Genomic DNA, 25,010 nt, shown 5'->3' on the forward strand with positions numbered 1-25,010 from the left:
GCCCGCATGAGTGACATCCTTGCAGACAGCTTAGACGGCGTAGAACGCCGGTCGCTGGCTGACTTCACCGAAAATGCCTACCTCAACTACTCCATGTACGTGATCATGGACCGTGCCTTGCCGCATATCGGCGACGGCCTGAAACCGGTACAGCGGCGCATTATCTACGCCATGAGTGAGTTGGGCCTGGACGCGGACTCCAAGCACAAGAAGTCGGCGCGTACCGTCGGTGACGTGCTCGGCAAGTTCCACCCCCACGGCGACTCGGCGTGCTATGAAGCCATGGTGCTGATGGCCCAGCCGTTCAGCTACCGCTACACCCTGGTCGATGGCCAGGGCAACTGGGGTGCGCCGGATGATCCCAAGTCGTTCGCCGCCATGCGTTACACCGAGGCGCGGCTGTCGCGTTACTCCGAAGTGCTGCTCAGCGAGCTGGGCCAGGGCACGGCAGACTGGGGCCCGAACTTCGACGGCACCCTCGACGAGCCTCTGGTCTTGCCGGCGCGCCTGCCCAATATCCTGCTTAACGGTACCACCGGCATCGCCGTGGGCATGGCCACCGACGTACCGCCACACAACCTGCGTGAAGTCGCCACCGCCTGCGTTCGCCTGCTCGATGAGCCCAAGGCCACGGTCGAGCAACTGTGCGAGCATATCCAGGGTCCGGACTACCCGACCGAAGCGGAAATCATCACGCCGCGTGCCGACCTGCTGAAAATGTACGAGACCGGCAAGGGCTCGGTGCGCATGCGCGCGGTGTACCACGTCGAAGATGGCGACATCATCGTCACCGCCTTGCCGCACCAGGTCTCCGGCGCCAAGGTGCTGGAACAGATTGCCGCGCTGATGCAGGCCAAGCCGTCGAAGCTGCCGCAAGTCGCGGACTTGCGTGACGAGTCCGACCACGAGAACCCTTGCCGCATCGTGATCATCCCGACCAATAGCCGGGTCGATCACGAAGTGTTGATGCAGCATCTGTTTGCCAGTACCGAGCTGGAGTCCAGCTACCGGGTCAACGTCAACATCATCGGCCTGGACGGCAAGCCGCAGCTGAAAAACCTGCGCAACCTGCTGGTGGAGTGGCTGGAGTTCCGGGTCAATACCGTGCGCCGCCGCCTGCAGTTCCGCCTGGACAAGGTCGAGCGCCGCCTGCATCTGTTGGACGGCTTGCTGATTGCCTACCTCAACCTGGATGAAGTGATCCACATCATCCGCACCGCCGAGCACCCGAAGGCCGAGTTGATCGCGCGTTTCGAACTGAGCGAGATCCAGGCCGACTACATCCTCGATACCCGTCTGCGTCAGTTGGCGCGCCTGGAAGAGATGAAGCTGCGCGACGAGCAGGACGCGTTGCTCAAGGAACAAGCCAAGCTGCAAGCGCTGCTGGGTAGCGAAGCCAAGCTCAAGAAGCTGGTGCGCAGCGAACTGATCAAAGATGCCGAAACCTATGGCGACGACCGCCGCTCGCCGATTGTCGAGCGCGCCGAAGCCAAGGCCCTGACTGAAACCGAGCTGTTGCCCAACGAGAAAATTACCGTCGTTCTGTCGGAAAAGGGTTGGGTTCGTTCTGCCAAGGGGCATGATATTGATGCCACTGGCTTGTCGTACAAGGCGGGCGATGGGTTCAAGACCGCCGCAGCCGGGCGTTCCAACCAGTTCGCCGTGTTTATCGACTCCACCGGGCGCAGTTATTCGGTGCCGGCCCATACTTTGCCGTCTGCACGGGGCCAGGGCGAACCGCTGACCGGTCGCCTGACGCCGCCGCCAGGGGCAAGTTTTGAATGTGTATTGCTGCCCGATGATGACTCGCTGTACGTGATCGCCTCCGACGCCGGCTACGGTTTTGTGGTCAAGGGTGAGGACTTGCAGGCCAAGAACAAGGCGGGCAAGGCCCTGCTGAGCCTGCCGAACAACGCCAAGGTGATCCTGCCGCGCCCGGTCGAGGACCGCGAGGGCAATTGGCTGGCATCGGTGACCACCGAAGGGCGCTTGCTGGTGTTCAAGATCAGCGACCTGCCGCAACTGGGCAAGGGCAAGGGCAACAAGATCATTGGTATCCCAGGGGAGCGGGTGGCCAGTCGCGAAGAGTACGTGACCGACATCGCGGTGATCCCGGAAGGCTCGACCCTGGTGCTGCAGGCCGGTAAACGCACGTTGTCCCTGCGTCCTGACGACCTTGAGCACTACAAGGGCGAACGTGGACGCCGCGGGAACAAATTGCCCCGTGGCTTCCAGCGGGTAGATGCATTGCTGGTAGAAACACCCGCTTAAAGCGATATAGAGCGCCCGATCTACGATTTAACGCGTAGATCGGCGCTTTCGCGCTGGAGTCATGGCGCATATTCACGGATGATATGGCCTTTCCAGCGCCGGCGTGGCTGAGCGCGTATAGGTTATTTTTAGTATTACATTGTGGTTTGCCTTGTGGCAGCCACCTGGATGGGATGATGACTGCTCCACGCCTTCCTTTATTTTTGATGCTCGCCGGCCTTTTGGGGTTGGCGGGTTGCACTACGCACCAACCGGTGTCGCTGTACCAGCTGGATAGCGGAAATCCGGCGCAGCCAGCGCAAAGTGCTGGCATGGCGGTCTTGCTCGGGCCGGTAGTGGTTGCCGATTACCTGCAACGTGAAACCCTGCTGCAACGCCAGGACGATGGCAGCCTGCAAGGCTCCATCGACGGCCGTTGGGCCGGTAGCCTGTCGTCGGATATCAACCAGTTGATGTTGCGTCAGGTGGCTGGCCACTTGGACAGCCAGCGTGTGGTGCTGTCGCCGGCGCCTACAAGCTTCTCCCCCGATGTGCAGGTATTGCTGACCATCACGCGCCTGGACTCCGGGGCTTCCCAGCCGGCGATCCTTGACGCGCAATGGCGCCTGATCGACCGCCGCGGCCAGGTGCGGGACAACCGCATCGTGCATCTGCAGGAGCAACATGCCGGCAGCACCGCTTCACAGGTCCAGGCCCAGGGTGTGTTGTTGCAGCGTTTGGCTGAGCAGTTGTCGGTAGCCCTCAAGCCGCTGGCCAACCAGCCACCGATTGCCGAAGCCCCACGCAAACAGGCCCCGGCCCCGGCCAAGCCGGCAGCTCCGGAAAAGCCAAAGATCCCGATGGCTTCGCCGATTCGTACGGATATGGAAGTGTTCAGGTTCTGACCTGGATCGCAGCCAAATAAAAGGCCCGCTGAGTAAGCGGGCCTTTTTGTTTGGTGCAGATCAAATGTGGGAGCGGGCTTGCCCGCGATAGCGCAGTGTCAGTCGACACTTGATTGACTGATCCAGCGCCATCGCGGGCAAGCCCGCTCCTACACAAGCCCGCAGTGTTGTTTAGGGCTTGTTCCGAGTCTCATGCATCCGCGCCAGCTGGCGCTCCAGCATCGACGGATAAGGCTCCATCAAGCGCTCTACACAGCACGCGCCTTCCGGGCTGGCAATCGGGCGGATACGCGCGCGTTGGCGGATCAAGGCGTCGTCGCTGATCTTGCGCTCCACCAGCAGCAGGTTGCGGCTGTGTTGCGACAAGGCCAGGGCATCCTGGGCGTTTTCGGTCAGCAACAGGTCGATCTGGCTCATGCCATATAGATCGTCGCCCAAGGTCAGGCCCAGTTGCAGTTGCAGGGTGATACCGCTGTCAGCGACTTCGATCTGCAAGGCATGGCCCAGGGCGCGCAGCAACTCACCGCAGCAGATGGCGTTGGTCAAATAATCTTCGCCGCTGTCTTCGCTGTGGAACAGCATCAGCGTGCTGCCATCGTTGAGGGTGTGCAGCTCGCTCTGGTACAGCGACGCCGCCTGGTCAAGGCAGTCGCGGTAGCGTTCCAGCAACTCGGTCAGGCGTGCCCGTGGCAGGCGGCGCAATTGCTCCTGGGCGCCCAGTTGCACGGCCAATACCGCGCTGTGCTGGGGTTGGCTGTTCGCAGGCTTGGGCGCGACCACCGGGCTTGGTGCCGACTCGTCACGCAGGTCGGCAAACGGGTCGTCTTCGTCCAGGCTGTCTTCGTCGGCCTTGATGAGGGTGCGCGGTAGCGGCTTGAGGCCTGCCACCGGTGCCGACTCGTCGAAGCTCGGGTCGCGCAGGTTGCGCACCTCGAACTCGGGCTCGTCGTCATAGTCGGTGTCGTCGAACTCTGGCTCAGGCTCAGGCTTGGCTTCGGGTACGACCGGCTCCGGGGCAAAGCTTGTGTGCAACTGGCGGGCAAGGTCGCCGATCTCATCCTGGCGGTCGGTGGCCGGAGTGTGTTCGTCGATGTCGCGCAACCAGATGCGCAGTTGCATCAGGGGCGTGGAGATATGCCGGCCCAGACGCAGGCTCAAGGCCAGGGCCAGGGCCAGCAGGATCGCGCTGAGGATGCCCATGCTTTGCAGGCTGATGGTCATCGGCTGCTGGAACTGTTGCATGTCCAGGCTGATGCGCAATTGGCCGGCTTTCACATCCTGAAACGTGATATTGCTCTGGTACAAGCCTTCGGCTTCACCCAACAGGCCGTTTTTCGGGCGTTGCCCGGCTTCGGCCATGATCCGGTTGTCCACGCTGTAGATGGCGGCGTGGGCCACCAGCGGGTTCTTGGTCAGGTTGTTGAGCAGCACGTTGAGGCTGAGGATGTCATTGGACACCAACAGCTCGGTCGCCGAGGTGGCGGTCTGGGTCGTCAAGCTCTCGCCCAGGGCGTCGGCTTGCTCGTGCATGGCCTGTTTGAACTGCAAACCCATCACGCACGCGTAGATCACCAGGGCCAGGGCGACCAGGATCACGTTATGGCTGGCAATGCGTAATGCGATCGGTACACGGCGGTGGCGCAGTGCCCGGAAGATCAGCAGGAAGAAGTTATCGGTTTTTACTGGCGTGGGCCGGTTCACTTGCGCTCGGCTCTTGGTCCGTGAAGTTGACGCGCAGTATAGCGACAGGCCCAAGACCGGCAAAGCGCTGGCTGTGCCCGATGGTCACTGAAAGTGGGTAGAATGCGGTTTTTTTCCAGCTCGGGGGTGCGCTTTGCGCGAAATTGTCCTGATTAACATCACAGGTGAGGACCGTCCGGGTCTTACCGCAGCCATCACCGGTGTCCTGGCCCAGGGTGGCGTGACCATTCTGGACATCGGCCAGGCCGTGATCCACGACACCCTGTCGTTCGGCATTCTGGTGGAGATTCCAGATACCGAGCAGGCTTCGTCCGTGCTCAAGGACATCCTGTTTACGGCCTATAAGCTGGATCAGCAGGTGCGGTTCACTCCGGTATCCGAAGAGGATTACCAGCACTGGGTGGCCGGCCAAGGCAAGAAACGCCACATCGTCACGCTGCTGACGCGCAAGGTCACCGCCGAACAGTTGCAGCGGGTCAGCTCGATCACCGCGCAATACGGCTTGAACATCGACCATATCGACCGTCTGTCGGGTCGTATGCCGCTGGACATGCCGGCGGACCAGGGCAAGGGCTGTATCGAGTTCTCTGTGCGCGGTGAGCCGGCCGATCCACAGGCCTTGCGCGCCGAGTTCCTTAGCGTCGCCCAGGAACTGAACGTGGATATCGCCTTCCAGGAAGACTCGCTGTTCCGTCGCAATCGCCGCCTGGCGGTGTTCGACATGGACTCGACCCTGATCGAAGCCGAAGTCATCGACGAGTTGGCCAAGGCTGCGGGCGTTGGCGAGCAAGTTTCCCAGATCACTGAACGCGCGATGGCGGGAGAGCTGGACTTTCGCGCCAGCTTCAAGGAGCGCCTGGCGCTGCTCAAGGGCCTGGACGTCAGCGTCCTCGACTCTATCGGCGCCTCCCTGCGCTTGACCGAAGGTGCCGAAACCCTGTTCGCCGAACTCAAGCGCCTGGGCTACAAGACAGCGATCCTTTCGGGCGGCTTTACCTACTTCGCCAAGCAATTGCAGGCCAAGCTGGGCATCGACTATGTGTTCGCCAACGAGCTGGAAGTGGTGGATGGCAAGGTGACGGGCGTGGCGGTCGAGCCGATTGTCGACGCGCAGCGCAAAGCTGATCTGCTACGGGAGCTGGCACACAAGGAAGGTTTACGTCTGGAGCAGACCATTGCGGTCGGCGACGGCGCCAATGACCTGCCGATGCTGGCTATCGCCGGGTTGGGCGTAGCGTTCCGTGCCAAGCCGCTGGTCAAGCAGTCGGCCAAGCAGGCGATTTCGACGTTGGGGTTGGACGGTGTGCTGTATCTGTTGGGCCTGCGCGACCGCGACGGGCAGCTGTAAGCCGAGATCAAAATGTAGGAGCTGGCTTGCCAGCGATAGCGGTGTTGGATTCACCACCGTCATCGCCGGCAAGCCGGCTCCTACAATGAAGGCTGCATCAGGCTTTTGGCAGCGCGATACCCTGGCCCATCTGCACCGGCGTTCCCGCCACCAGTTCTTCAGCCCACTGCACCTGATCCGGCCCAAACAGCACGATAGCGGTCGAACCCAGCTTGAAGCGCCCCAGTTCCGCACCTTTTTCCAGGTGGATCGGTGCACGGGCGGCTTCGTCGTAGCGCACGGTTTTCAGCTCGCGCTTGGGCGGCGTCACCAGCCCGGCCCATACGGTTTCAATCGACGCGACAATCATCGCGCCCACCAATACCACGGCCATCGGGCCGCGTTCGGTATCGAACAGGCAGACAACACGCTCGTTACGCGCAAACAGTTCCGGCACGTTTTCGGCGGTGGTCTGGTTGACCGAGAAAATCCGGCCAGGCACGTAGACCATTTCCCGCAGGGTGCCGGCCAGTGGCATGTGCACGCGGTGGTAGTCCTTCGGCGACAGGTAGATGGTGGCAAAGTCGCCGCCCATGAACGGTGCGGCAACGGCGGCGTCGCCACCGAGCAATTCCAGCACGCTGAAACTGTGGCCCTTGGCCTGGAACACACGACCGTGCTCGATCGGGCCGAGCTGGCTGACGGCGCCGTCTGCCGGGCTCAACACCGCGCCCGGGGTTGGGTCCAGTGGGCGCGCGCCGTCCTTCAGGGCGCGGGTGAAGAAGGCGTTGAAGTGCTCGTAGGCGGTCACGTCTTCAACCAGCGCCTGGGACATATCCACCTGGTAGCGCTTGGCGAACCAGGTGGTGAAGGCATTCTTGAACCAGCGCACACGGCATTCGGCGATGCAGCCGGCCAGGCGCGATAGCAGGTGGTGGGGTAGCAGGTACTGGCTGAGGATAAACAAACGCTTTTTCATGAACTGTCCTTAAACCTTAAATCTCGACGGGGGTGTCGGGGTGGTTGCCCCATTCGCCCCAGGAACCGGCATAACCTTTGACTCGCGGATAACCGAGCGCCTTGGCCACCAGGTAGGTGAAGCCAGAACGGTGGTGAGTCTGGCAGTGGGTAATGATTTCTTTGTCTTTGCTCAGGCCCAGGCCTTCGAGGATCTGCGGCATGTCGCGGCGGATTCGCAGGTTGCGCGCCTTGTCCATGCCCGCCGTCCATTCGAAGTTGACCGCGCCGGGAATATGTCCGCCCTTGGCGGCGAGGACTTTCTCTCCCGAGTATTCCAGCGGCCCGCGTGCATCCCAGATGCCCAGGTCGGCAGCGCCGAGGCGGCTTTGCAGGTATTCGCGGGTGGCGGTGGGCTCGTCGTGCAGGGTCAGGCTGACCGGCCCACCCACGGCGGCGGTTGCCTCGGTGGACACCGGGTGCTGCTCATCCAGCCACGCCAGCAGGCCGCCATCGAGGTAGTGATACTTTTTGTGGCCGATCACGTCGAGCAGCCAGATAAAGCGCCCGGCCCAGCCGCCGCCTTCGTCGTCGTACACCACGTAGGTGGCGTCCGGAGTGTGGCCCAGTTCGCCGAACAGCTTCTCCAGGTCGGCCTTGGCCGGCAGCAGCCCCGGTGCCGGAGGCTGGCCCAGTTGGGTGCGTTTGGGATCAACAAAGTGCGCGCCGGGGATATGCCCCTGGGCATAACGGGCGGCGCTGGTGAGGTCCACCAGAATCAACGGCTCGGCGGCGAGGCGGCCAAGCAGGTCGCTGGGCTCGATCACCAGCGGCAAGCCAGAAAAGTCAGGCATGTGAGGTCTCCCGGGCACTAGGTTGGGCGATAAAAGAGGGCGATTGTAACGCAAGCATCAGGTGGTGCGGTTGGTAAAGCAGTGCAGGGCTTTCTCGATGCATTGGGCGGTTTTACCGAAGGCCTGCACGGTGGTTTCGGAGAACGGCCCGCCACCCTGGTCGGCCACCATCAGCATCACCACCCGGCCGTTACAGCTCAGGGAGCGCAACAGCAGGTGCTCGCCGACAAACAGGCGACGCAATGAGGCCGGCAGCAGTGCCGCGAATTGCGCGTGATTGTCCGGGTTAAGGCGCACCTGCGCAGACTTCTCCAGCAGGCGTTGCAGCAGCGTGCTTTGTGCGGTTTCAAGGCTCAGGTTGGCGGCGTCCTTGGGCAGGCCATCGACCTGATGCACGCGCAGCGTGGTCAAGGCCTTGTCGGCCATCAGCAACATGACGCGCTGCATGCCACTGGCCACCAGGGCCTCCTTGGCACAGGTGGTCAGGTGCATGGCGTTGGCGAAGCGGCTGGGCTCCACCAACAGTTCGCTGCAGCGCTTGCGCCAGACCGCCAGGGATTCGGCGGTGGGCGGCGGTGCTGGCAGCAGGCCGCGATGCATCCGCTGCACATGCCACGGCCAGATCAGTGCCAACGCTGGGTGCCAGAGACCGGCGGTCAAGGTATGGCGGGCGCTGATGGCTGCCTGCTGGTGCACCTGTTGCTGCACATCGGCCAGCGGTTGTTGCAGGTACAGTGCGGTGAGGTACTGCCAGCGCTGGGTGTGCGGGCAGGTCCAGGACTCCTGCGCTGCCAGCGCCATGCCATTGGCCAGCAGCACGGTGTTGGCCGGCTGGTTCAGCCAGCGCCGCAGCGCTGGGTCGTCATCGAGTTTTTGCTGCTGGCTCAAGGGCGCTTCATCGCGGGCGATGTGCAGGGCCTTGACCAGCAAGCGTTGTTCCTTGAGCAGCAGTTGGTAGCCCTGGGACACCCAGATCGGCAAGCGCCAGGCCTCGGTCAGCCCCAGGCACAGTTCCAGCAGGCGCACGCCGAACAGTTCCTGCTCGACCTTGCGTGCCGATTGGCCCTTGTGGATCACCCGCAGTTCCCATTCTTCCAAAAGCTTTGGGTAGGCCACGGCCATCGGCCACAGCGGCGAGAGAAACAGCAGGCTGCCCCAATGAATGTCCTGCCACAGGCGCGCCAGGCGGCTGGCGAACAGGCCATTGGCTTGTTGCGAGGCGTGCTGGCTGATCAGTTGCAGTTGACGCAGGGCCACGGGGATTTCATTGAGCGGCACCGACGGCAGGCGCACGAGCAGTTCTTCGGTGCGCTTGAGGCCGAGGCGGTTGATCGCCACTTCAAGGTTTTCTGCAGGCTCTGCCAGGCTGCCGTGGGCCTGGTTGTTGGCTTCGCGCATAACGCTCAGGACTAGCGCCGGGCTGTCTTGCATCAGCTCCGCAATATCTCGCAACGAACGGCGGCTGTCGCCGATGGCCTTGCACACCGCAACGTGGCTCGCTTGCGGGACGGGCAGGTGCACCTCGTCCAGACGCTTGATCCAGCCAGCCAGGGAGTTGGGTTTTGCAGTTGGGACTGTCGTTTCGTTTGCCATGATTGGGGCGCGATCATCACTTGCGGTCAACACGCCCGGAGTGGGCCGAACTGGCTTTTCGCCTTAACGGGCTATAGTCTGGCGCAGTTTTGCCGATAAGTAGAAGAAGAGTTTTTAGATCTTCCGAATATGTCCATGAACCCGACGGCGCAAGTACTCATCCCCTATGGCTAAAATTATCGGCATCATCGTCGTCATCGCAAGCGTGCTCGGCGGATACGTTCTGTCCCACGGTAAAATTGCTGCGCTGATCCAGCCCTTCGAAGTGCTGATCATCGGCGGTGCGGCGTTTGGCGCTTTCCTGCAGGCTAACCCAGGCTACATGACCATGCACGTGGTCAAAAAGTCGCTGGGCATGTTCAGCTCGCGCTTTTCCCACACGTTCTATCTGGAAGTGCTGGGCCTGGTCTACGAGATCCTCAACAAGAGCCGCCGCGAAGGCATGATGGCCATTGAGGCAGATATCGAGGACGCTGCAGCGAGCCCGATTTTCGCCAAGTACCCGGCCGTGCTCAAGGATGAGCGCATGACCGCCTACATCTGCGACTACCTGCGCATCATGTCCTCCGGCAACATGGCCCCGCACGAGCTGGAAGGCCTGTTCGACATGGAGCTGTTCAGCTTGAAAGAAGAGCTGGAGCACCCGTCCCACGCCGTGACCGGCATCGCCGACGGCATGCCCGGTTTCGGTATTGTCGCGGCGGTACTGGGTATCGTGGTGACCATGGCGTCCCTGGGCGAGGGCGACCAGGCGGCCATCGGTATGCACGTAGGCGCGGCGCTGGTGGGGACCTTCTTCGGTATTCTCGCGGCCTATGGTTTCTTTGGCCCGCTGGCCACCTCCCTGGCCCACGATGCCAAGGAAGAGCTGAATATCTACGAAGCGATCAAGGCGTCGCTGGTGGCTTCGGCTTCCGGTATGCCGCCGTCCCTGGCCGTGGAATTCGGGCGCAAGGTGCTGTATCCGAAGCACCGCCCGAGCTTTGCCGAGCTGGAACAAGCAGTTCGCGGTCGCTAAGCCATGGAAAACAACCAGCCAATCATCATCAAGCGCGTCAAGCGCTTCGCTGCCGGGCACCACGGCGGCGCCTGGAAAATCGCCTTCGCCGACTTTGCGACGGCGATGATGGCGTTCTTCCTGGTGCTGTGGCTGATGTCCACTGCGACGCCGGAACAGAAGATCGCCATCGCCGGTTATTTCAAGGATCCCATCGGCTTCTCCGAGAGTGGCACGCCGTTTGTGATCGACCTGGGTGGTTCGCCAGAATTGGCTCCCGAGCGCACCATCAACCCGGAAGTCCAGACCGAAGCGCCCCAGAAAAACATCCCGATCGAACGCCAGACCGTCGAGAGCATGGCCGAACAGGTCGAGCAGGAGCGCCTGGAGTTGTTGCTGCAAGAGCTGCAGAACAAGGTCGACGAGAACCCGCAACTGCAAAAATTCAAGGATCAGATCCACTTCGAGATCACCCCGGACGGCCTGCGTATCCAGATCATGGATGACGCCAATCGACCGATGTTCGACTCTGGCAGTGCGCGTCTCAAGCCCTACTTCGAAGACATCTTGCTGGCCATGGCCGACACCATCAAGGCGGTGCCGAACAAGATCAGCGTCAGCGGCCATACCGATGCCAAGCCGTATTCGGGCCTGGGCGATTTCGGTAACTGGGAACTGTCCGCCAACCGCGCCAATGCCGCCCGCCGCGCCCTGGTGGCTGGCAGTTACCCAGACACCCAGGTGGCGCGCGTGGTGGGCTTTGCTTCATCGCAGTTGTTTGATACCCAGGACCCATTCAACCCGATCAACCGGCGCATCGACATCGTGGTGCTGACCAAAAAAGCCCAGCGCGCCATCGAAGGCGAGCAGGGCACTCCACCGCCAGTGCCGACCCAGGGCGAGGGCGCTCCGGGTGAAGTCCCGGTGGACCCGAACGCCCTGCCACCCGAGCAGCAGCCGTTGCCGGCCCATGAGCTGCGCCAGAAGCTGAATTTGTTTGATGAGGGTGGGGTGAAGGCTCCCGGAGAAGCCCCGGCCGGTAGCTGATGCGGCTTAGGTGGGAGCGAGCTTGCTCGCGATAGCATCACCTCGGTGCATCAGTTGCACCGAGTTATCTGCATCGCGGGCAAGCCCGCTCCCACACAAGCGCGTACCTACGACTTAATAGCTGCTTTCCGGCAAGCTGGCGATGATCGAGCGATAGCTGTTCATCCGTTGTTGCTGCACGCGCCCGTCTTCCAGGGCCTTGAGCAAGGCGCAGCCTGGCTCGCGGTCGTGCTTGCAGTCGCGAAAGCGACAAGTGCCGATCAGGTCGTTGAACTCGATGAAACCCGCTTCGACATCAGCACGGCTGACGTGGCCCAGGCCGAACTCACGGATGCCGGGGGAGTCGATCAACTCGCCACCGCCCGGGAAGTGGAACAGACGCGCGGTGGTGGTGGTGTGCGTGCCCTGGCCGGACAGTTCCGACAGCGGGCCGACGCGGGTCTCGACTTCCGGCAGCAGGCTGTTGACCAAAGACGACTTGCCCACGCCCGACTGGCCGACGAACACGCTGATGCGCCCGTCCAACTGTTGTTGCAGCTGTTCCATGCCGTTGCCATGGTGCGCCGAGACTTCCAGCACCGGGTAGCCCAGCTGCCGATACACCGCGAGCAATGTATTGAGCGCCGGGGCGTTCTGTTCGTCGATCAGGTCGAATTTGTTCAGCAGCAACAGCGGGCGGATGCCGGCGTGTTCGGCCGCCACCAGGTAGCGGTCGATCAGGTTGGCGTGGGGCTCGGGCAGCGGGGCGAAGACGATGACAATCATGTCGACGTTGGCCGCCACCGGCTTGAGTTGGCCACGGCTGTCGGGGCGACGCAGTTCGGTGGTGCGCGGCAGTTGCGCGACGATCACCCCGATACCCTGGTTGCCGGCACGCCATACCACTTTGTCGCCAGTGACCAGCGCCGGCAGGTTGGCGCGCAGGTGGCAGCGGAACACTGCGCCGGCCAGTTCGCCTTCCAGGGCCTCGACTTCGACCTGCACCCCAAAGTGCGCGATTACCAGGCCTGTTTGCTCGGGGCCGAGGTCGCCACCCTCCAGCGCTTCTACGGCAGAGGATTCACGTTTGGCGGCGCGGGCAGCGCGTTCACCCTGGATCTTTTCGATGCGCCAGTTTTGGCGGCGGTTGAGCTGGCGTTTGGCCATTGGTGTTCCGTGTCGATAATGCAAAGGTTGGATAAAACGGTCGCGAGTCTAGCACGCCCCGCCTGCTAAACTGCGCAGCTACGCCAAGGTGCCAAGGAACCACGACATGCAAAACCCACAGAACCTGATTTGGATCGATCTGGAAATGACCGGTCTGAACCCTGACACCGACGTCATCATCGAGATGGCGACCATTGTCACCGACAGCAACCTCAACACCTTGGCCGAAGGTCCGGTGATCGCCATCCACCACAGCGACGCGGTGCTGGCCACCATGGACGAGTGGAACACCCGCACCCACGGCAACTCGGGCCTGACCCAGCGCGTGCGCGACAGCCGCGTGAGCATGGCTGAGGCTGAGGCCGAGACGATTGCGTTCCTGGAAAAGTGGGTGCCCAAGGGCAAGTCGCCGATCTGTGGCAACAGCATCTGCCAGGACCGTCGCTTCCTTTATACCCACATGAAGGGGCTGGAAAGCTATTTCCACTATCGCAACCTAGATGTGTCGACCTTGAAAGAACTGGCCGCGCGCTGGGCGCCAGAGGTCAAGGACAGCTTCCACAAGGGCAGCACCCACCTGGCCCTGGATGATATCCGTGAGTCGATTGCCGAGTTGCAGCACTATCGCAAGCATTTCATCAAGGCCTGACTTGCAGCAGGGCGGTGCCCTCTGTAGGAGTCCGGCTTGCCGGCGATGGCGTCCTCAAGGGCCCCATCGCCGGCAAGCGGGGCTCCTACACGGATGTTCGCGCGGGTTTTCTGGCCGCCCCCTTTTGGTGCCCCTGCCAAATGATTAGACTGCGCGCCTCTTTGCAAGGATCGCCATCATGCTGCTGATGCTCTACCTCATCGCCATCACCGCCGAAGCCATGACTGGTGCCTTGTCGGCTGGCCGTCGTGGCATGGATTGGTTCGGCGTGGTGCTGATTGCGTGCGTCACAGCCCTTGGCGGCGGTTCGGTACGCGATGTGTTGCTTGGCCACTACCCGCTCACCTGGGTCAAACACCCGGAATACCTGGTGCTGACCTCGGTAGCGGCATTGGTGACGATCTTTATCGCCCCATTGATGCGTCATTTGCGTTCACTGTTTTTGGCGCTGGACGCCGTGGGCCTGGTGGCGTTCACCCTGATCGGCTGCATGACGGCCCTGGAAATGGGCCACGGCATGCTGGTGGCCTCGGTCAGCGGGGTGATCACCGGGGTCTTCGGCGGGATCCTGCGGGATATCTTCTGTAACGATATCCCGTTGATCTTCCGTCGCGAGCTGTACGCCAGCGTGTCGTTCCTCGCCGCCTGGTGCTACATGCTGTGCATCTACCTCGAACTGCCCAGCGAGCAGGCGATCCTGCTGACGTTGTTCAGCGGTTTTCTATTGCGTCTGCTGGCGATCCGCTTTCATTGGGAAATGCCCAAGTTCGTCTACAACGACGAACATTGACGGAGCGCGTGCTGGTTCAGCGCCCATTCCACATGTTCGCGAACCAGTTCGCTGGGGTAGTCCAGGCGTGCCTTCAAGGCTTCCAGCACCGGAATGCTCGAGGGCGCATTGCCCAGGCCCACGGCCAGGTTGCGCAGCCAGCGCTCATAGCCGGCGCGGCGCAGCGGCGAGCCTTCGGTGCTGCTGAGGAATTTATCCTCATCCCACATAAATAACTCAGCCAGTTCGGCGTTATCCAGATTGTGGCGCGGCTTGAAATCGCTTTCTCCTGAGGGGCGGGCGAAACGATTCCATGGGCAAACGATCTGACAGTCATCGCAGCCGAAAACCCGGTTGCCAATCAACGGCCGCAGCTCTTCGGGGATCGCGCTCTTGAGTTCGATGGTCAGGTACGAAATGCAGCGCCGGGCGTCCAGCACATAGGGGCCGACGAAGGCATTGGTCGGGCAGATATCCAGGCAGGCGGTGCAGCGGCCGCAGTGTTCGGTGCTGTGGGGCGGATCGATGGGCAGCGGCAGGTCGACAAACAGCTCACTGAGGAAGAAGTAGCTACCGGCCTTGCGGTTGAGGACCAGGGTGTTTTTGCCGATCCAGCCTAAACCTGCCTGTTCGGCGATGGCTTTTTCCAGCACTGGGGCGCTGTCGACAAAGGCGCGAAAACCAAACGGGCCGATCTGTGCCTGGATGCGGTCGGCCAGTTGCTGCACGCGCTTGCGGATCAGCTTGTGGTAGTCGCGGCCCAGGGCGTAGCGGGAGATGTAGGCTTTTTCGGGTTGGGCCAGCAGTTGCGCCATCTGCGTGTCGCCGGGCAGGTAATCCATGCGCAGGGACACCACGCGCAAGGTGCCGGGTACCAGCTCGTCAGGGTGCGAGCGCTTGCTGCCATGGGCGCCCATGTAGTCCATCTCGCCGTGATAGCCCGCGTCGAGCCAGCGCTGCAGGTGCTGTTCATGCTCGGCCAGGTCCAGGCCGCTGATGCCGACTTGTTGAAAGCCCAACTCGCGGCCCCAGTCTTTGATCGATTGGGCGAGGGCGGGCAGATCGGTGGTAATAGCAGGCATGAGACGAGAGAAACCGCAGGTTAGATGCGTATAATTCTGCCAGACATCGGAGCTTGAAGACGCATGCCGCAGACAAAACACGAAATAACTGACGTTCAGCCCCTGTTGCCCGGCCATTTGCCGCAACTGGCTGCGCGTTCCCCAGAGGCCCACAAGGGCCAGTTTGGCCATGTCCTGGTGATTGGCGGCGACCATGGCTTTGGCGGGGCGGGGTTGCTGAGTGCCGAAAGCGCGCTGCGCAGCGGTGCTGGCCTGGTGTCCCTGGCGACCCGCAGCGAACACGTCCCGGCGGCCTTGACCCGCTTGCCGGAAATCATGGCGCGGGGCGTGCATTCGGCCAACCAATTGATGGGCCTGCTGGAAAAAGTCTCGGTGATTGTTATCGGCCCTGGCCTGGGCGACATGGCGTGGGGCAAGAGCCTGCTGTCGGTGGCGGCCAATGCCCGGCAACCCCAGGTCTGGGATGCTGACGCGCTGAACCTGCTGGCCGCAGGCCATGTAACCTTGCCGGCCGATTGTGTGATCACCCCGCACCCGGGGGAAGCGGCGCGGCTGATGGGTATTTCGACAGCCGAGGTTCAGGCCGACCGACTTAAGGTGGCGCGCGCGCTGAGCCAGAAATTCAATGCCGTCACGGTACTCAAGGGCGCTGGCAGCCTGATCGCCAGCCCGGATGGGCGGGTATCGCGTTGTGACCAGGGGCACCCGGCCATGGCGTCGGCGGGCCTGGGGGATGTGCTCGCCGGCCTGACCGGCGCGCTGCTGGCCCAGGGCATGCCGGCGTTCGAGGCCGCCAGCCTGGCGGTGTGGTTGCACGCCACGGCGGGCGATCGCCAGGGCACCTTTGGTCGCGGCCTGGTAGCCAGCGACCTGATTCCTGCCATTCGTCAGTTGCTGGAGGAGCAGTCACCGTGTCTGAAGTAACCCTGTTTATTGCCGATGAAGAGGCCATGGTGGCGTTTGGTAAACGCATTGCCGAGATCACCCAGGGCGTGGGCCTGATTTTTCTGCAGGGTGACCTGGGTGCCGGCAAAACCACGCTGTCGCGCGGCATCATTCGCGGGCTTGGGCACGCTGGCGCGGTGAAAAGTCCGACGTTCACCCTGGTAGAACCTTACGAGATCGGTGACCTGCGCGCGTTCCATTTCGACCTGTACCGCCTGGTGGATCCTGAGGAATTGGAGTACATGGGCATTCGCGATTACTTTGATGGCGATGCTTTATGTCTGATCGAGTGGCCGGACAAGGGCACAGGCTTTTTGCCAAAGCCTGACCTGACCATTACCATTACCCCGCATAACCATGGGCGTCAGTTGAAATTGTTGTCCCAGAGCGCGCGCAGTGAGTCTTGGTGCGCCGCTTTGGCTTTGGAATTCTAATAATGGGTGGGTTAGGTATGCGCTTTCGCGCGTTGGTTGCTGTCGTGGGGGTGTTGCTTGCGGCAATGACTGTCAATGCTCTGGCCGCTTCACAGGTAAAAAGTGTGCGCCTGTGGCGAGCACCGGATAACACGCGACTGGTGTTCGACCTGTCTGGCCCGGTCCAGCACAGCGTCTTTACCCTGACGGCGCCTGATCGCCTGGTGATCGACATCAACGGTGCAACCCTGGCTGCGCCCTTGAAGGTTTCCACCGCCAACACGCCGATTACCGCGATGCGCTCGGCCCAGCGCACTCCGACCGACCTGCGGGTGGTCATCGACCTGAAGAAAGTCGTGACGCCCAAGAGTTTTTCCCTCGCGCCGAACGCCCAGTATGGCAACCGCCTGGTGGTCGATCTCTTTGACAATCCTGCCGACGCCGCGCCCACCCCGGCGCCGACCCCTGCGGTTGCCACCACCCCGGCGGTGCCGGTCAATCCTGCGCAGCCCCAGGTCAAGTTGCCACCGCTGCCACCCGCGCCGGCCGGCAAGCGCGACATAATCGTAGTGATCGACGCCGGGCACGGCGGTGAAGACCCGGGCGCCTCGGGCTCCCGTGGCCAGCACGAAAAAGATGTGGTTCTGGCCATCGCCCGTGAACTGCAGCGCCAGATCAACGGGATGAAGGGTTATCGCGCCGAATTGACCCGTACTGGCGACTACTTCATCCCATTGCGTGGGCGTACTGAAATCGCCCGCAAAAAGGGCGCGGACCTGTTCGTTTCGATCCACGCCGACGCCGCACCGTCGAAGGCAGCCTTCGGCGCCTCGGTGTTTGCCCTGTCGGATCGTGGCGCCACATCCGAGACCGCGCGCTGGCTGGCTGACAGCGAAAACCGTTCCGACTTGATCGGCGGTGCCGGCAACGTGTCCCTGGATGACAAGGACCGCATGCTCGCAGGTGTGTTGCTGGACCTGTCGATGACCGCCTCGCTGACCTCCAGCCTGAACGTGGGGCAGAAGGTGTTGAGCAACATGGGCCGGGTCACGCCGCTGCACAAACAGCGGGTGGAGCAAGCCGGGTTCATGGTGCTCAAGTCGCCGGATATCCCGTCGATCCTGGTCGAAACCGGCTTTATCTCCAACGCCAACGAAGCCAACAAGCTCGCCTCCGCCAGCCACCAGCAGGCGCTGGCGCGCTCCATCAGCGCCGGCGTGCGCCAGTTCTTCCAGCAGAACCCGCCACCGGGCACTTATATCGCCTGGCTGCGGGACTCCGGGAAAATTGCCCAGGGCCCGCGTGACCATCGGGTGCAGCCCGGCGACACCCTGGCCATGCTGGCCGTACGCTTCCAGGTCTCGGCTGCCACCTTGCGCAGCGCCAATAGCCTGAAAACCGATGAACTGAAAGTCGGCCAGGTATTGACCATCCCCGGCACTGAATTGGCAGCCCAGTAATGAGCGAATCGGTATTGAACAGCGCTTCGCGCATCGAACTGCTCAGCCCACGGCTGGCCAACCAGATCGCCGCCGGCGAGGTGGTTGAGCGTCCGGCCTCGGTGATCAAGGAGTTGCTGGAAAACAGCCTCGACTCCGGCGCCAAGCGCATTGACGTGGACGTGGAGCAGGGCGGGGTCAAGTTGCTGCGGGTGCGTGACGACGGCAGCGGGATCTCCTCCGACGATCTGCCGCTGGCGCTGGCACGCCATGCCACCAGCAAGATCCGTGACCTGGAAGACCTTGAGCGGGTGATGAGCCTGGGCTTTCGCGGTGAGGCCCTGGCGTCGATCAGCTCCGTGGCGCGCCTGACCCTGACTTCCCGCACCCGCGGCGCCGAACAGGCCTGGCAGGTAGAAACCGAAGGCCGCGACATGGCCCCTCGGGTCCAGCCGGCGGCCCATCCGGTAGGCACCTCGGTGGAAGTGCGCGACCTGTTCTTCAATACTCCGGCACGGCGCAAATTCCTCAAGGCCGAAAAAACCGAATTCGATCACCTGCAAGAAGTCATCAAGCGCCTGGCCCTGGCCCGTTTCGACGTGGCTTTCCATCTGCGCCACAACGGCAAGACCATCCTTAGCCTGCACGAGGCCAACGACGATGCCGCCCGCGCCCGGCGCGTGTCGGCGATCTGCGGTGCTGGGTTCCTGGAGCAGGCGCTGCCGATTGAAATCGAGCGCAATGGCCTGCATTTGTGGGGTTGGGTCGGCCTGCCGACGTTCTCCCGCAGCCAGGCCGACTTGCAGTATTTTTTTGTGAATGGTCGTGCAGTGCGCGACAAACTGGTGGCCCACGCGGTGCGCCAGGCCTATCGCGACGTGCTGTTCAATGGCCGGCATCCGACCTTCGTACTGTTTTTTGAAGTGGACCCGGCAGTAGTCGACGTCAACGTGCACCCGACCAAGCATGAGGTGCGCTTCCGTGACGGGCGCATGGTCCACGATTTCCTCTATGGCACCTTGCACCGTGCTTTGGGCGATGTGCGTCCGGATGATCAACTGGCGGCGCCGATAGTCACCGCCATCGTCCGCCCGACGGGGCCTGAGGCCGGTGAATTCGGGCCCCAGGGCGAAATGAGCCTGGCGGCCAACCTGCTGCAAGCGCCGCAATCCCAGCCAAGCTACCCGGCGGCGGGTTCCGGCGCGGGGGCGGGCTATCAATATCAATACACCCCGCGTCCGCAGTCGGCGGTGCCAGTGGCCGAGGCCCAGGCGGCCTATCGCGAATTTTTCGCGCCGCTGCCCGGTGCCGAGCCGGGCGCGGTGGCCCTGCCGGAAGGTGGCGGTGATATCCCGCCGCTCGGTTATGCCCTGGCTCAGCTCAAGGGCATCTATATCCTCGCCGAAAACGCCCACGGCCTGGTGCTGGTGGACATGCACGCAGCCCACGAGCGAATCATGTACGAGCGCCTGAAGATCGCCATGGCCAGCGAAGGCCTGAGCGGCCAGCCATTGCTGGTGCCAGAGTCCCTGGCCGTCAGCCAGCGTGAAGCCGATTGCGCCGAGGAGCACCTCGCGGTGTTCCAGAAACTGGGCTTTGAATTGCAGCGACTGGGCCCGGAAACCCTGGCTATCCGGCAGATTCCCGCCTTGCTCAAGCAGGCTGAGGCTAACCGGCTGGTGGCTGACGTGCTGGCGGACCTGATGGAGTACGGCACCAGTGACCGGATCCAGGCACATATCAACGAACTGCTCGGCACCATGGCCTGCCACGGCGCGATCCGCGCCAACCGGCGCCTGGCCCTGCCGGAAATGAACGGCCTGCTGCGGGACATGGAAAACACCGAGCGCAGTGGCCAGTGCAACCACGGCCGACCGACCTGGACCCAGATGGGCCTGGATGATCTGGACAAACTATTCCTGCGCGGTCGCTGATGAGCGCCCTACCTCCCGCCATCTTCCTGATGGGCCCGACAGCGGCCGGCAAGACCGACTTGGCGATCGAGCTGACCAAGGTCCTGCCCTGTGAGTTGATCAGCGTCGATTCGGCCCTGGTTTATCGAGGCATGGATATCGGCACCGCCAAACCGTCCAAAGAGCTATTGGCTGCCCATCCCCATCGTCTGATCGACATTATCGATCCGTCGCAAAGCTACTCGGCGGCGGATTTTCGTACCGATGCCCTCGCCGCCATGGCTGAGATCACCGCGCGGGGCAATATCCCGCTGCTGGTGGGCGGCACGATGCTCTATTACAAGGCTCTACAGGAAGGCCTGGCAGACATGCCGCCCGCCGATCCACAGGTGCGCGCCGAGATCGAAGAAGAGGCTGCGCGCCTTGGCTGGCAGGCCCTGCACGAGCAATTGGCGGCGATTGACCCGGTGTCTGCCGCGCGCATTCACCCCAATGACCCCCAGCGCCTGAGCCGGGCCCTGGAAGTCTGGCGCGTGAGTGGCCAGACAATGACGGCCCATCGCCTCAGACAATCTGCGCAAAGTACTGACGCAGGCACCTCTGGACCGGGACAATTGCCCTATACTGTCGCCAATCTGGCCATCGCTCCGGCGAATCGTCAGGTGCTGCATGAGCGAATTGCACAAAGATTCACAATTATGTTGGAACAGGGGTTCGTGGAAGAGGTCGTAGCACTGCGTTCAAGAGGTGATCTGCATCCGGGATTGCCTTCGATACGTGCTGTAGGCTACCGCCAAGTCTGGGATCATCTGGATGGCAAGCTGACGTCAGCCGAAATGCAGGAGCGCGGCATTATTGCCACGCGCCAATTGGCAAAGCGCCAGTTCACTTGGCTGCGCAGCTGGACTGACTTGCATTGGCTGGACAGTCTGGATTGCGACAATCTGTCACGCGCCTTGAAATACTTGGGAACGGTCTCCATATTGAGCTGAGTCCTTGCAATTGCCGTCTATCCTTGGGGGTGTGACGGCTACAAACTATCTATTTTTCCGATTTTTTATTATTGATCCTTAAAGGAGTGCGGCACATGTCAAAAGGGCATTCGCTACAAGACCCTTACTTGAATACTTTACGTAAAGAGAAAGTTGGGGTTTCCATCTATCTGGTCAACGGCATCAAGCTGCAAGGTACGATCGAGTCTTTCGACCAGTTCGTGATCCTGCTGAAAAACACCGTAAGCCAGATGGTCTACAAACACGCTATCTCGACAGTAGTGCCGGTTCGTCCAATTCGTCTGCCTAGCGCAACCGAATCCGAACAGGGTGACGCTGAGCCAGGTAACGCCTGATAGGAGTCTCCTTTGTTCTTTGAGCGCCACGGTGGTGGTGAGCGAGTGATCCTCGTTCATTTGGATGGACAGGACCCTGAGGCGCGCGAAGATCCGCAGGAGTTTCAGGAGCTGGCAAATTCGGCCGGCGCCGAGACCGTCGCGTTTTTTAACGTGCCGCGTCATCGGCCAACCGCCAAATTTCTGATTGGCAGCGGCAAGGTCGAGGAACTACGCGACCTGGTCCATGCCGAAGAAGCCGATCTGGTGATCTTCAATCACATCCTCACGCCCAGTCAGGAGCGTAACCTCGAACGTGTCTTCGAGTGTCGCGTGATTGACCGCACCGGTCTGATTCTCGATATTTTCGCCCAGCGCGCCCGTACCCATGAAGGCAAGCTCCAGGTCGAACTGGCCCAGCTTGACCACATGAGCACCCGCCTGGTTCGTGGCTGGACTCACCTTGAGCGTCAGGGTGGTGGTATCGGCATGCGTGGCCCGGGTGAAACCCAACTTGAAACCGACCGGCGTCTGCTGCGGGTGCGCCTGCGCCAGATCAAGGGCCGCCTTGAAAAAGTACGCAGCCAGCGCGAGCAATCACGCCGTGGGCGTACCCGTGCGGATATCCCTACCGTGTCCCTGGTGGGCTACACCAACGCCGGTAAATCCACGTTGTTCAACAACGTGACCAAGTCGGACGTGTACGCGGCAGACCAGTTGTTCGCCACCCTCGACCCGACCTTGCGCCGTCTGGAACTCGACGACCTGGGGCCGATTGTGCTGGCCGACACCGTGGGCTTCATCCGCCACTTGCCGCACAAGCTGGTCGAGGCATTCCGGTCTACGCTCGAAGAGTCGAGCAACTCCGACCTGCTGCTGCACGTCATCGATGCGGCCGAGCCTGACCGGATGTTGCAGATCGAGCAGGTCATGGTAGTACTGGGTGAGATTGGTGCCCAAGACTTGCCGATCCTCGAGGTCTATAACAAACTCGATTTGCTCGAGGGTGTAGAGCCGCAGATCCAGCGCGACGAAAACGGCAGGCCCCAGCGGGTCTGGCTCTCGGCGCGGGACGGTAGCGGCCTGGAACTGCTTGAACAGGCGATCGCAGAGTTGCTGGGCGGCGATTTGTTCGTCGGCACCTTGCGCTTGCCGCAGCGTTTTGCTCGACTGCGTGCTCAATTTTTCGAGTTGGGCGCCGTACAGAAAGAAGAACACGACGAAGAAGGTGTCAGCCTGCTGGCTGTTCGTTTGCCCCGTTCGGAGCTCAATCGACTGGTGAGTCGTGAGGGCGTTGTACCGACGGAGTTCCTCGAACAACACACTTTGCAATAAAAGCCTGAGAAAGCGGTTGTGCCGCTGTGGCAGGCATTCTGTAGCATTGGTCGGCGCGCCGTGGGTGCGTCTTTGCTTTATCAGATGGAGAGCGCTATGGCTTGGAATGAGCCGGGTGGCAACTCGAATAATCAGGATCCTTGGGGTGGTAAACGCCGCAATAATGGCGACCGCAAGGGGCCACCAGATCTCGACGAGGCCTTCCGAAAGCTGCAGGAAAGCCTGAATGGGTTGTTCGGTGGTGGAAAAAAACGTGGTGGTGACGACGGCGGTCGCACAGGCAAGGGCGGCGGCTACGGCCTGCTTGGCCTCGGCCTCGTGGCGCTGGCGGCTGTCTGGCTGTACAGCGCGGTTTATGTAGTCGACGAGCAGGAGCAAGCCGTGGTGCTGCGCTTTGGCAAGTACTACGAGACTGTCGGTCCAGGCCTGAACATCTACTTCCCGCCGATCGACAAGAAGTACATGGAGAACGTCACGCGTGAGCGTGCCTACACCAAGCAGGGCCAGATGCTGACCGAAGACGAGAACATCGTCGAAGTGCCGCTGACCGTGCAGTACAAGATCAGCAACCTGCAGGACTTCGTGCTTAACGTCGACCAGCCGGAAATCAGCTTGCAGCACGCGACCGAAAGCGCCCTGCGCCACGTAGTGGGTTCCACTGCGATGGACCAGGTGCTGACCGAAGGCCGTGAACTGATGGCCAGCGAGATCAAGGAGCGCCTGCAACGGTTCCTCGATACCTATCGCACCGGTATCACCGTTACCCAGGTCAACGTACAGAGCGCAGCTGCACCGCGTGAAGTGCAGGAAGCCTTCGATGACGTGATCCGTGCCCGTGAAGACGAGCAGCGTTCGCGCAACCAGGCTGAAACCTACGCCAACGGCGTCGTGCCGGAAGCCCGTGGTCAGGCCCAGCGCATCCTTGAAGATGCCAACGGTTACCGCGACGAAGTCGTGTCCCGCGCCAAGGGTGAGGCCGACCGCTTCACCAAGCTGGTGGCCGAGTACCGCAAGGCACCGGAAGTCACCCGCGAGCGTCTGTACCTGGACACCATGCAGGAAGTCTTCACCAACACCAGCAAGGTTCTCGTGACCGGCAACAAGGGTGGGCAGAACAACCTGCTGTACCTGCCGCTGGACAAGATGATCGAAGGTGGTCGTAGTGCCGGCAGTACTTCGTCTTCCGCCAGTTCGACTGCCGCTGCCAACGAAGCGAGCGCCCGTGCGGCCGCTGACCTGCAGCAACAGCAAACACGTTCCAGGGAGAGTCGTTGATGAGCAATAAATCGCTGACCGCCCTGATTGTGGGCGTCGTCGTGGTCATCGCTGCCTGGAACTGCTTCTACATCGTGGCTCAGACCGAGCGCGCGGTGCTGCTGCAATTCGGGCGTGTGGTCCAGGCGGATGTCCAGCCGGGCCTGCATGTGAAAGTCCCCTACGTCAACCAGGTGCGCAAGTTCGACGCCCGCCTGATGACCCTGGATGCACCGACACAGCGTTTCCTGACCCTGGAAAAGAAAGCCGTAATGGTTGACGCCTACGCCAAGTGGCGCGTCAAGGATGCCGAGCGTTTCTACACCGCGACTTCCGGCCTCAAGCAGATTGCCGACGAGCGTTTGTCCCGTCGTCTGGAGTCGGGCCTGCGCGACCAGTTTGGTAAGCGCACCCTGCACGAGGTGGTATCCGGTGAACGTGATGCGCTGATGGCTGACATCACGCGTTCGTTGAACACCATGGCTGAAAAAGAGCTGGGCATCGAAGTGGTCGATGTTCGGGTCAAGGCCATTGACCTGCCCAAGGAAGTGAACCGCAGCGTGTTCGAGCGGATGAGCACCGAGCGTGAGCGTGAGGCTCGTGAGCACCGCGCCAAGGGTAACGAACTGGCTGAAGGTATCCGTGCGGATGCCGACCGTCAGCGTCGCGTACTGTTGGCAGAAGCCTATCGTGAGTCTGAAGAGGCCCGCGGTGACGGTGATGCTCAAGCCGCATCGATCTACGCCAAGGCTTATGGCCAGGACCAGGAGTTCTACGCGTTCTACCGTAGCCTGCGTGCCTACCGTGAAAGCTTTGCGAACAAAACCGACGTCATGGTGCTGGACCCAAGTAGCGATTTCTTCCGCTACCTGGAAAAGTCCAAGTAACCCGCTGACTGTCTGGACCCACTCCGTCGGGCGGCTAAAACGCTTGGCGGGGTGATCCTTTCGGAAAACGGGTGTATGATGCGGCAGCCGGGAAATTCCCGGCTTTTTTGCGTCTGCATGTTTGATTGCTGTTTTACGCTGCAGGCGTGACAGGTTTTTCGAGGAAAGTGCCCGACGAGGCCGTTTACAGGCCATTCGTCACGTCGCTCTTGCGCGTGGT

Annotated in this window: 22 protein-coding genes; 16 read left to right on the forward strand and 6 right to left on the reverse strand. The window is 61.8% G+C overall.

The genetic code is table 11. The features are described 5' to 3' along the window. Positions 1 to 6: 6 nt before the first annotated feature. Together parC and ACSSVH_RS02315 are read left to right on the forward strand one after the other, a co-directional pair. Positions 7 to 2,271, forward strand: coding sequence for a DNA topoisomerase IV subunit A (parC, locus tag ACSSVH_RS02310; protein WP_169952239.1), 2,265 nt, complete (start codon positions 7 to 9; stop codon positions 2,269 to 2,271). 176 nt (positions 2,272 to 2,447) lie between these two features. Further along, positions 2,448 to 3,155, forward strand: a complete 708-nt coding sequence (locus tag ACSSVH_RS02315; RefSeq protein ID WP_029299146.1) for a PqiC family protein — start codon at positions 2,448 to 2,450, stop codon at positions 3,153 to 3,155. Positions 3,156 to 3,326: 171 nt separating this feature from the next. Here ACSSVH_RS02315 and ACSSVH_RS02320 read toward each other — a convergent pair whose 3' ends face one another. Then, entirely contained in the window at positions 3,327 to 4,856 is a 1,530-nt protein-coding gene (locus tag ACSSVH_RS02320) for an AhpA/YtjB family protein (protein ID WP_492634028.1), read from the reverse strand. Between the two features lie 133 nt (positions 4,857 to 4,989). Between ACSSVH_RS02320 and serB the strand changes: the two genes are divergently transcribed. Further along, positions 4,990 to 6,204, forward strand: a complete 1,215-nt coding sequence (serB, locus tag ACSSVH_RS02325; RefSeq protein WP_169952235.1) for a phosphoserine phosphatase SerB — start codon at positions 4,990 to 4,992, stop codon at positions 6,202 to 6,204. Positions 6,205 to 6,301: 97 nt separating this feature from the next. Here serB and asd read toward each other — a convergent pair whose 3' ends face one another. From asd to ACSSVH_RS02340, 3 genes are read right to left on the reverse strand one after another with little or no spacing between them, the layout of a single operon-like run. Beyond that, a complete protein-coding gene (gene asd / locus ACSSVH_RS02330) occupies positions 6,302 to 7,162 on the reverse strand; it encodes an archaetidylserine decarboxylase (RefSeq protein WP_169952233.1) in 861 nt (286 codons plus the stop codon). Positions 7,163 to 7,178: 16 nt separating this feature from the next. After that, positions 7,179 to 7,994 carry a rhodanese-like domain-containing protein gene (locus ACSSVH_RS02335; RefSeq protein WP_169952231.1) on the reverse strand — a complete coding sequence of 272 codons (816 nt, stop codon included), beginning with the start codon at positions 7,992 to 7,994 and terminating at the stop codon, positions 7,179 to 7,181. A gap of 57 nt (positions 7,995 to 8,051) precedes the next feature. Beyond that, complete coding sequence (locus tag ACSSVH_RS02340; protein ID WP_492634029.1) at positions 8,052 to 9,587, reverse strand: HDOD domain-containing protein; 1,536 nt, start codon at positions 9,585 to 9,587, stop codon at positions 8,052 to 8,054. Between the two features lie 166 nt (positions 9,588 to 9,753). On the opposite strand from ACSSVH_RS02340, the gene motA reads away from it, so the two are divergent. Further along, positions 9,754 to 10,605: a flagellar motor stator protein MotA gene (motA, locus tag ACSSVH_RS02345; RefSeq protein ID WP_169952227.1), complete on the forward strand. Its 852-nt coding sequence runs from the start codon at positions 9,754 to 9,756 to the stop codon at positions 10,603 to 10,605. A 3-nt stretch (positions 10,606 to 10,608) separates the two neighbouring features. Continuing rightward, positions 10,609 to 11,631: a flagellar motor protein MotB gene (gene motB / locus ACSSVH_RS02350; RefSeq protein WP_169952225.1), complete on the forward strand. Its 1,023-nt coding sequence runs from the start codon at positions 10,609 to 10,611 to the stop codon at positions 11,629 to 11,631. A gap of 114 nt (positions 11,632 to 11,745) precedes the next feature. On the opposite strand, the gene rsgA is transcribed toward motB, so the two are convergent. Further along, on the reverse strand, positions 11,746 to 12,777 hold the full coding sequence (gene rsgA / locus ACSSVH_RS02355; RefSeq protein WP_492634030.1) for a small ribosomal subunit biogenesis GTPase RsgA: 1,032 nt from the start codon (positions 12,775 to 12,777) through the stop codon (positions 11,746 to 11,748). Positions 12,778 to 12,883: 106 nt separating this feature from the next. On the opposite strand from rsgA, the gene orn reads away from it, so the two are divergent. Then, positions 12,884 to 13,426 (forward strand): oligoribonuclease, encoded by a 543-nt coding sequence (gene orn, locus ACSSVH_RS02360; RefSeq protein ID WP_169952222.1) that lies wholly within the window; start codon positions 12,884 to 12,886, stop codon positions 13,424 to 13,426. Between the two features lie 175 nt (positions 13,427 to 13,601). Then, positions 13,602 to 14,216, forward strand: coding sequence for a trimeric intracellular cation channel family protein (locus ACSSVH_RS02365; RefSeq protein WP_169851492.1), 615 nt, complete (start codon positions 13,602 to 13,604; stop codon positions 14,214 to 14,216). Here the strand turns inward: ACSSVH_RS02365 and queG are convergent. Continuing rightward, positions 14,198 to 15,277 (reverse strand): tRNA epoxyqueuosine(34) reductase QueG, encoded by a 1,080-nt coding sequence (queG, locus tag ACSSVH_RS02370; RefSeq protein ID WP_169952220.1) that lies wholly within the window; start codon positions 15,275 to 15,277, stop codon positions 14,198 to 14,200. The two genes, ACSSVH_RS02365 and queG, sit on opposite strands and share 19 nt — an antisense overlap. A 63-nt stretch (positions 15,278 to 15,340) precedes the next feature. Here queG and ACSSVH_RS02375 point away from each other — a divergent pair, with 63 nt between their 5' ends. The 9 genes from ACSSVH_RS02375 to hflC all read left to right on the forward strand — a co-directional run bounded on the left by ACSSVH_RS02375 (position 15,341) and on the right by hflC (position 24,790). Then, a complete protein-coding gene (locus ACSSVH_RS02375) occupies positions 15,341 to 16,201 on the forward strand; it encodes an NAD(P)H-hydrate dehydratase (protein ID WP_169952218.1) in 861 nt (286 codons plus the stop codon). Beyond that, on the forward strand, positions 16,189 to 16,656 hold the full coding sequence (tsaE, locus tag ACSSVH_RS02380) for a tRNA (adenosine(37)-N6)-threonylcarbamoyltransferase complex ATPase subunit type 1 TsaE (protein WP_169952216.1): 468 nt from the start codon (positions 16,189 to 16,191) through the stop codon (positions 16,654 to 16,656). Before ACSSVH_RS02375 ends, tsaE begins: the two co-directional genes overlap by 13 nt. Before the next feature lie 17 nt (positions 16,657 to 16,673). Then, complete coding sequence (locus tag ACSSVH_RS02385; RefSeq protein ID WP_169952436.1) at positions 16,674 to 18,095, forward strand: N-acetylmuramoyl-L-alanine amidase; 1,422 nt, start codon at positions 16,674 to 16,676, stop codon at positions 18,093 to 18,095. Positions 18,096 to 18,109: 14 nt separating this feature from the next. Next, the gene (mutL, locus tag ACSSVH_RS02390) at positions 18,110 to 20,008 is read left to right on the forward strand and encodes a DNA mismatch repair endonuclease MutL (protein WP_170058222.1); all 1,899 of its coding nucleotides are present in this window, start codon (positions 18,110 to 18,112) and stop codon (positions 20,006 to 20,008) included. After that, positions 20,008 to 20,979 carry a tRNA (adenosine(37)-N6)-dimethylallyltransferase MiaA gene (gene miaA / locus ACSSVH_RS02395; protein ID WP_170042453.1) on the forward strand — a complete coding sequence of 324 codons (972 nt, stop codon included), beginning with the start codon at positions 20,008 to 20,010 and terminating at the stop codon, positions 20,977 to 20,979. Before mutL ends, miaA begins: the two co-directional genes overlap by 1 nt. 95 nt (positions 20,980 to 21,074) lie before the next feature. Next, positions 21,075 to 21,335 carry an RNA chaperone Hfq gene (gene hfq, locus ACSSVH_RS02400; RefSeq protein ID WP_010221594.1) on the forward strand — a complete coding sequence of 87 codons (261 nt, stop codon included), beginning with the start codon at positions 21,075 to 21,077 and terminating at the stop codon, positions 21,333 to 21,335. A 12-nt stretch (positions 21,336 to 21,347) separates the two neighbouring features. Beyond that, entirely contained in the window at positions 21,348 to 22,649 is a 1,302-nt protein-coding gene (gene hflX / locus ACSSVH_RS02405) for a ribosome rescue GTPase HflX (protein WP_029299582.1), read from the forward strand. A 96-nt stretch (positions 22,650 to 22,745) separates the two neighbouring features. Next, positions 22,746 to 23,924, forward strand: coding sequence for an FtsH protease activity modulator HflK (gene hflK / locus ACSSVH_RS02410; RefSeq protein WP_115127254.1), 1,179 nt, complete (start codon positions 22,746 to 22,748; stop codon positions 23,922 to 23,924). Further along, on the forward strand, positions 23,924 to 24,790 hold the full coding sequence (hflC, locus tag ACSSVH_RS02415) for a protease modulator HflC (RefSeq protein ID WP_017849753.1): 867 nt from the start codon (positions 23,924 to 23,926) through the stop codon (positions 24,788 to 24,790). The genes hflK and hflC overlap by 1 nt, the downstream gene beginning before the upstream one ends. Positions 24,791 to 25,010 lie beyond the last annotated feature (220 nt).

It is taken from the genome of Pseudomonas sp. HC1(2025) (genome assembly GCF_058742075.1).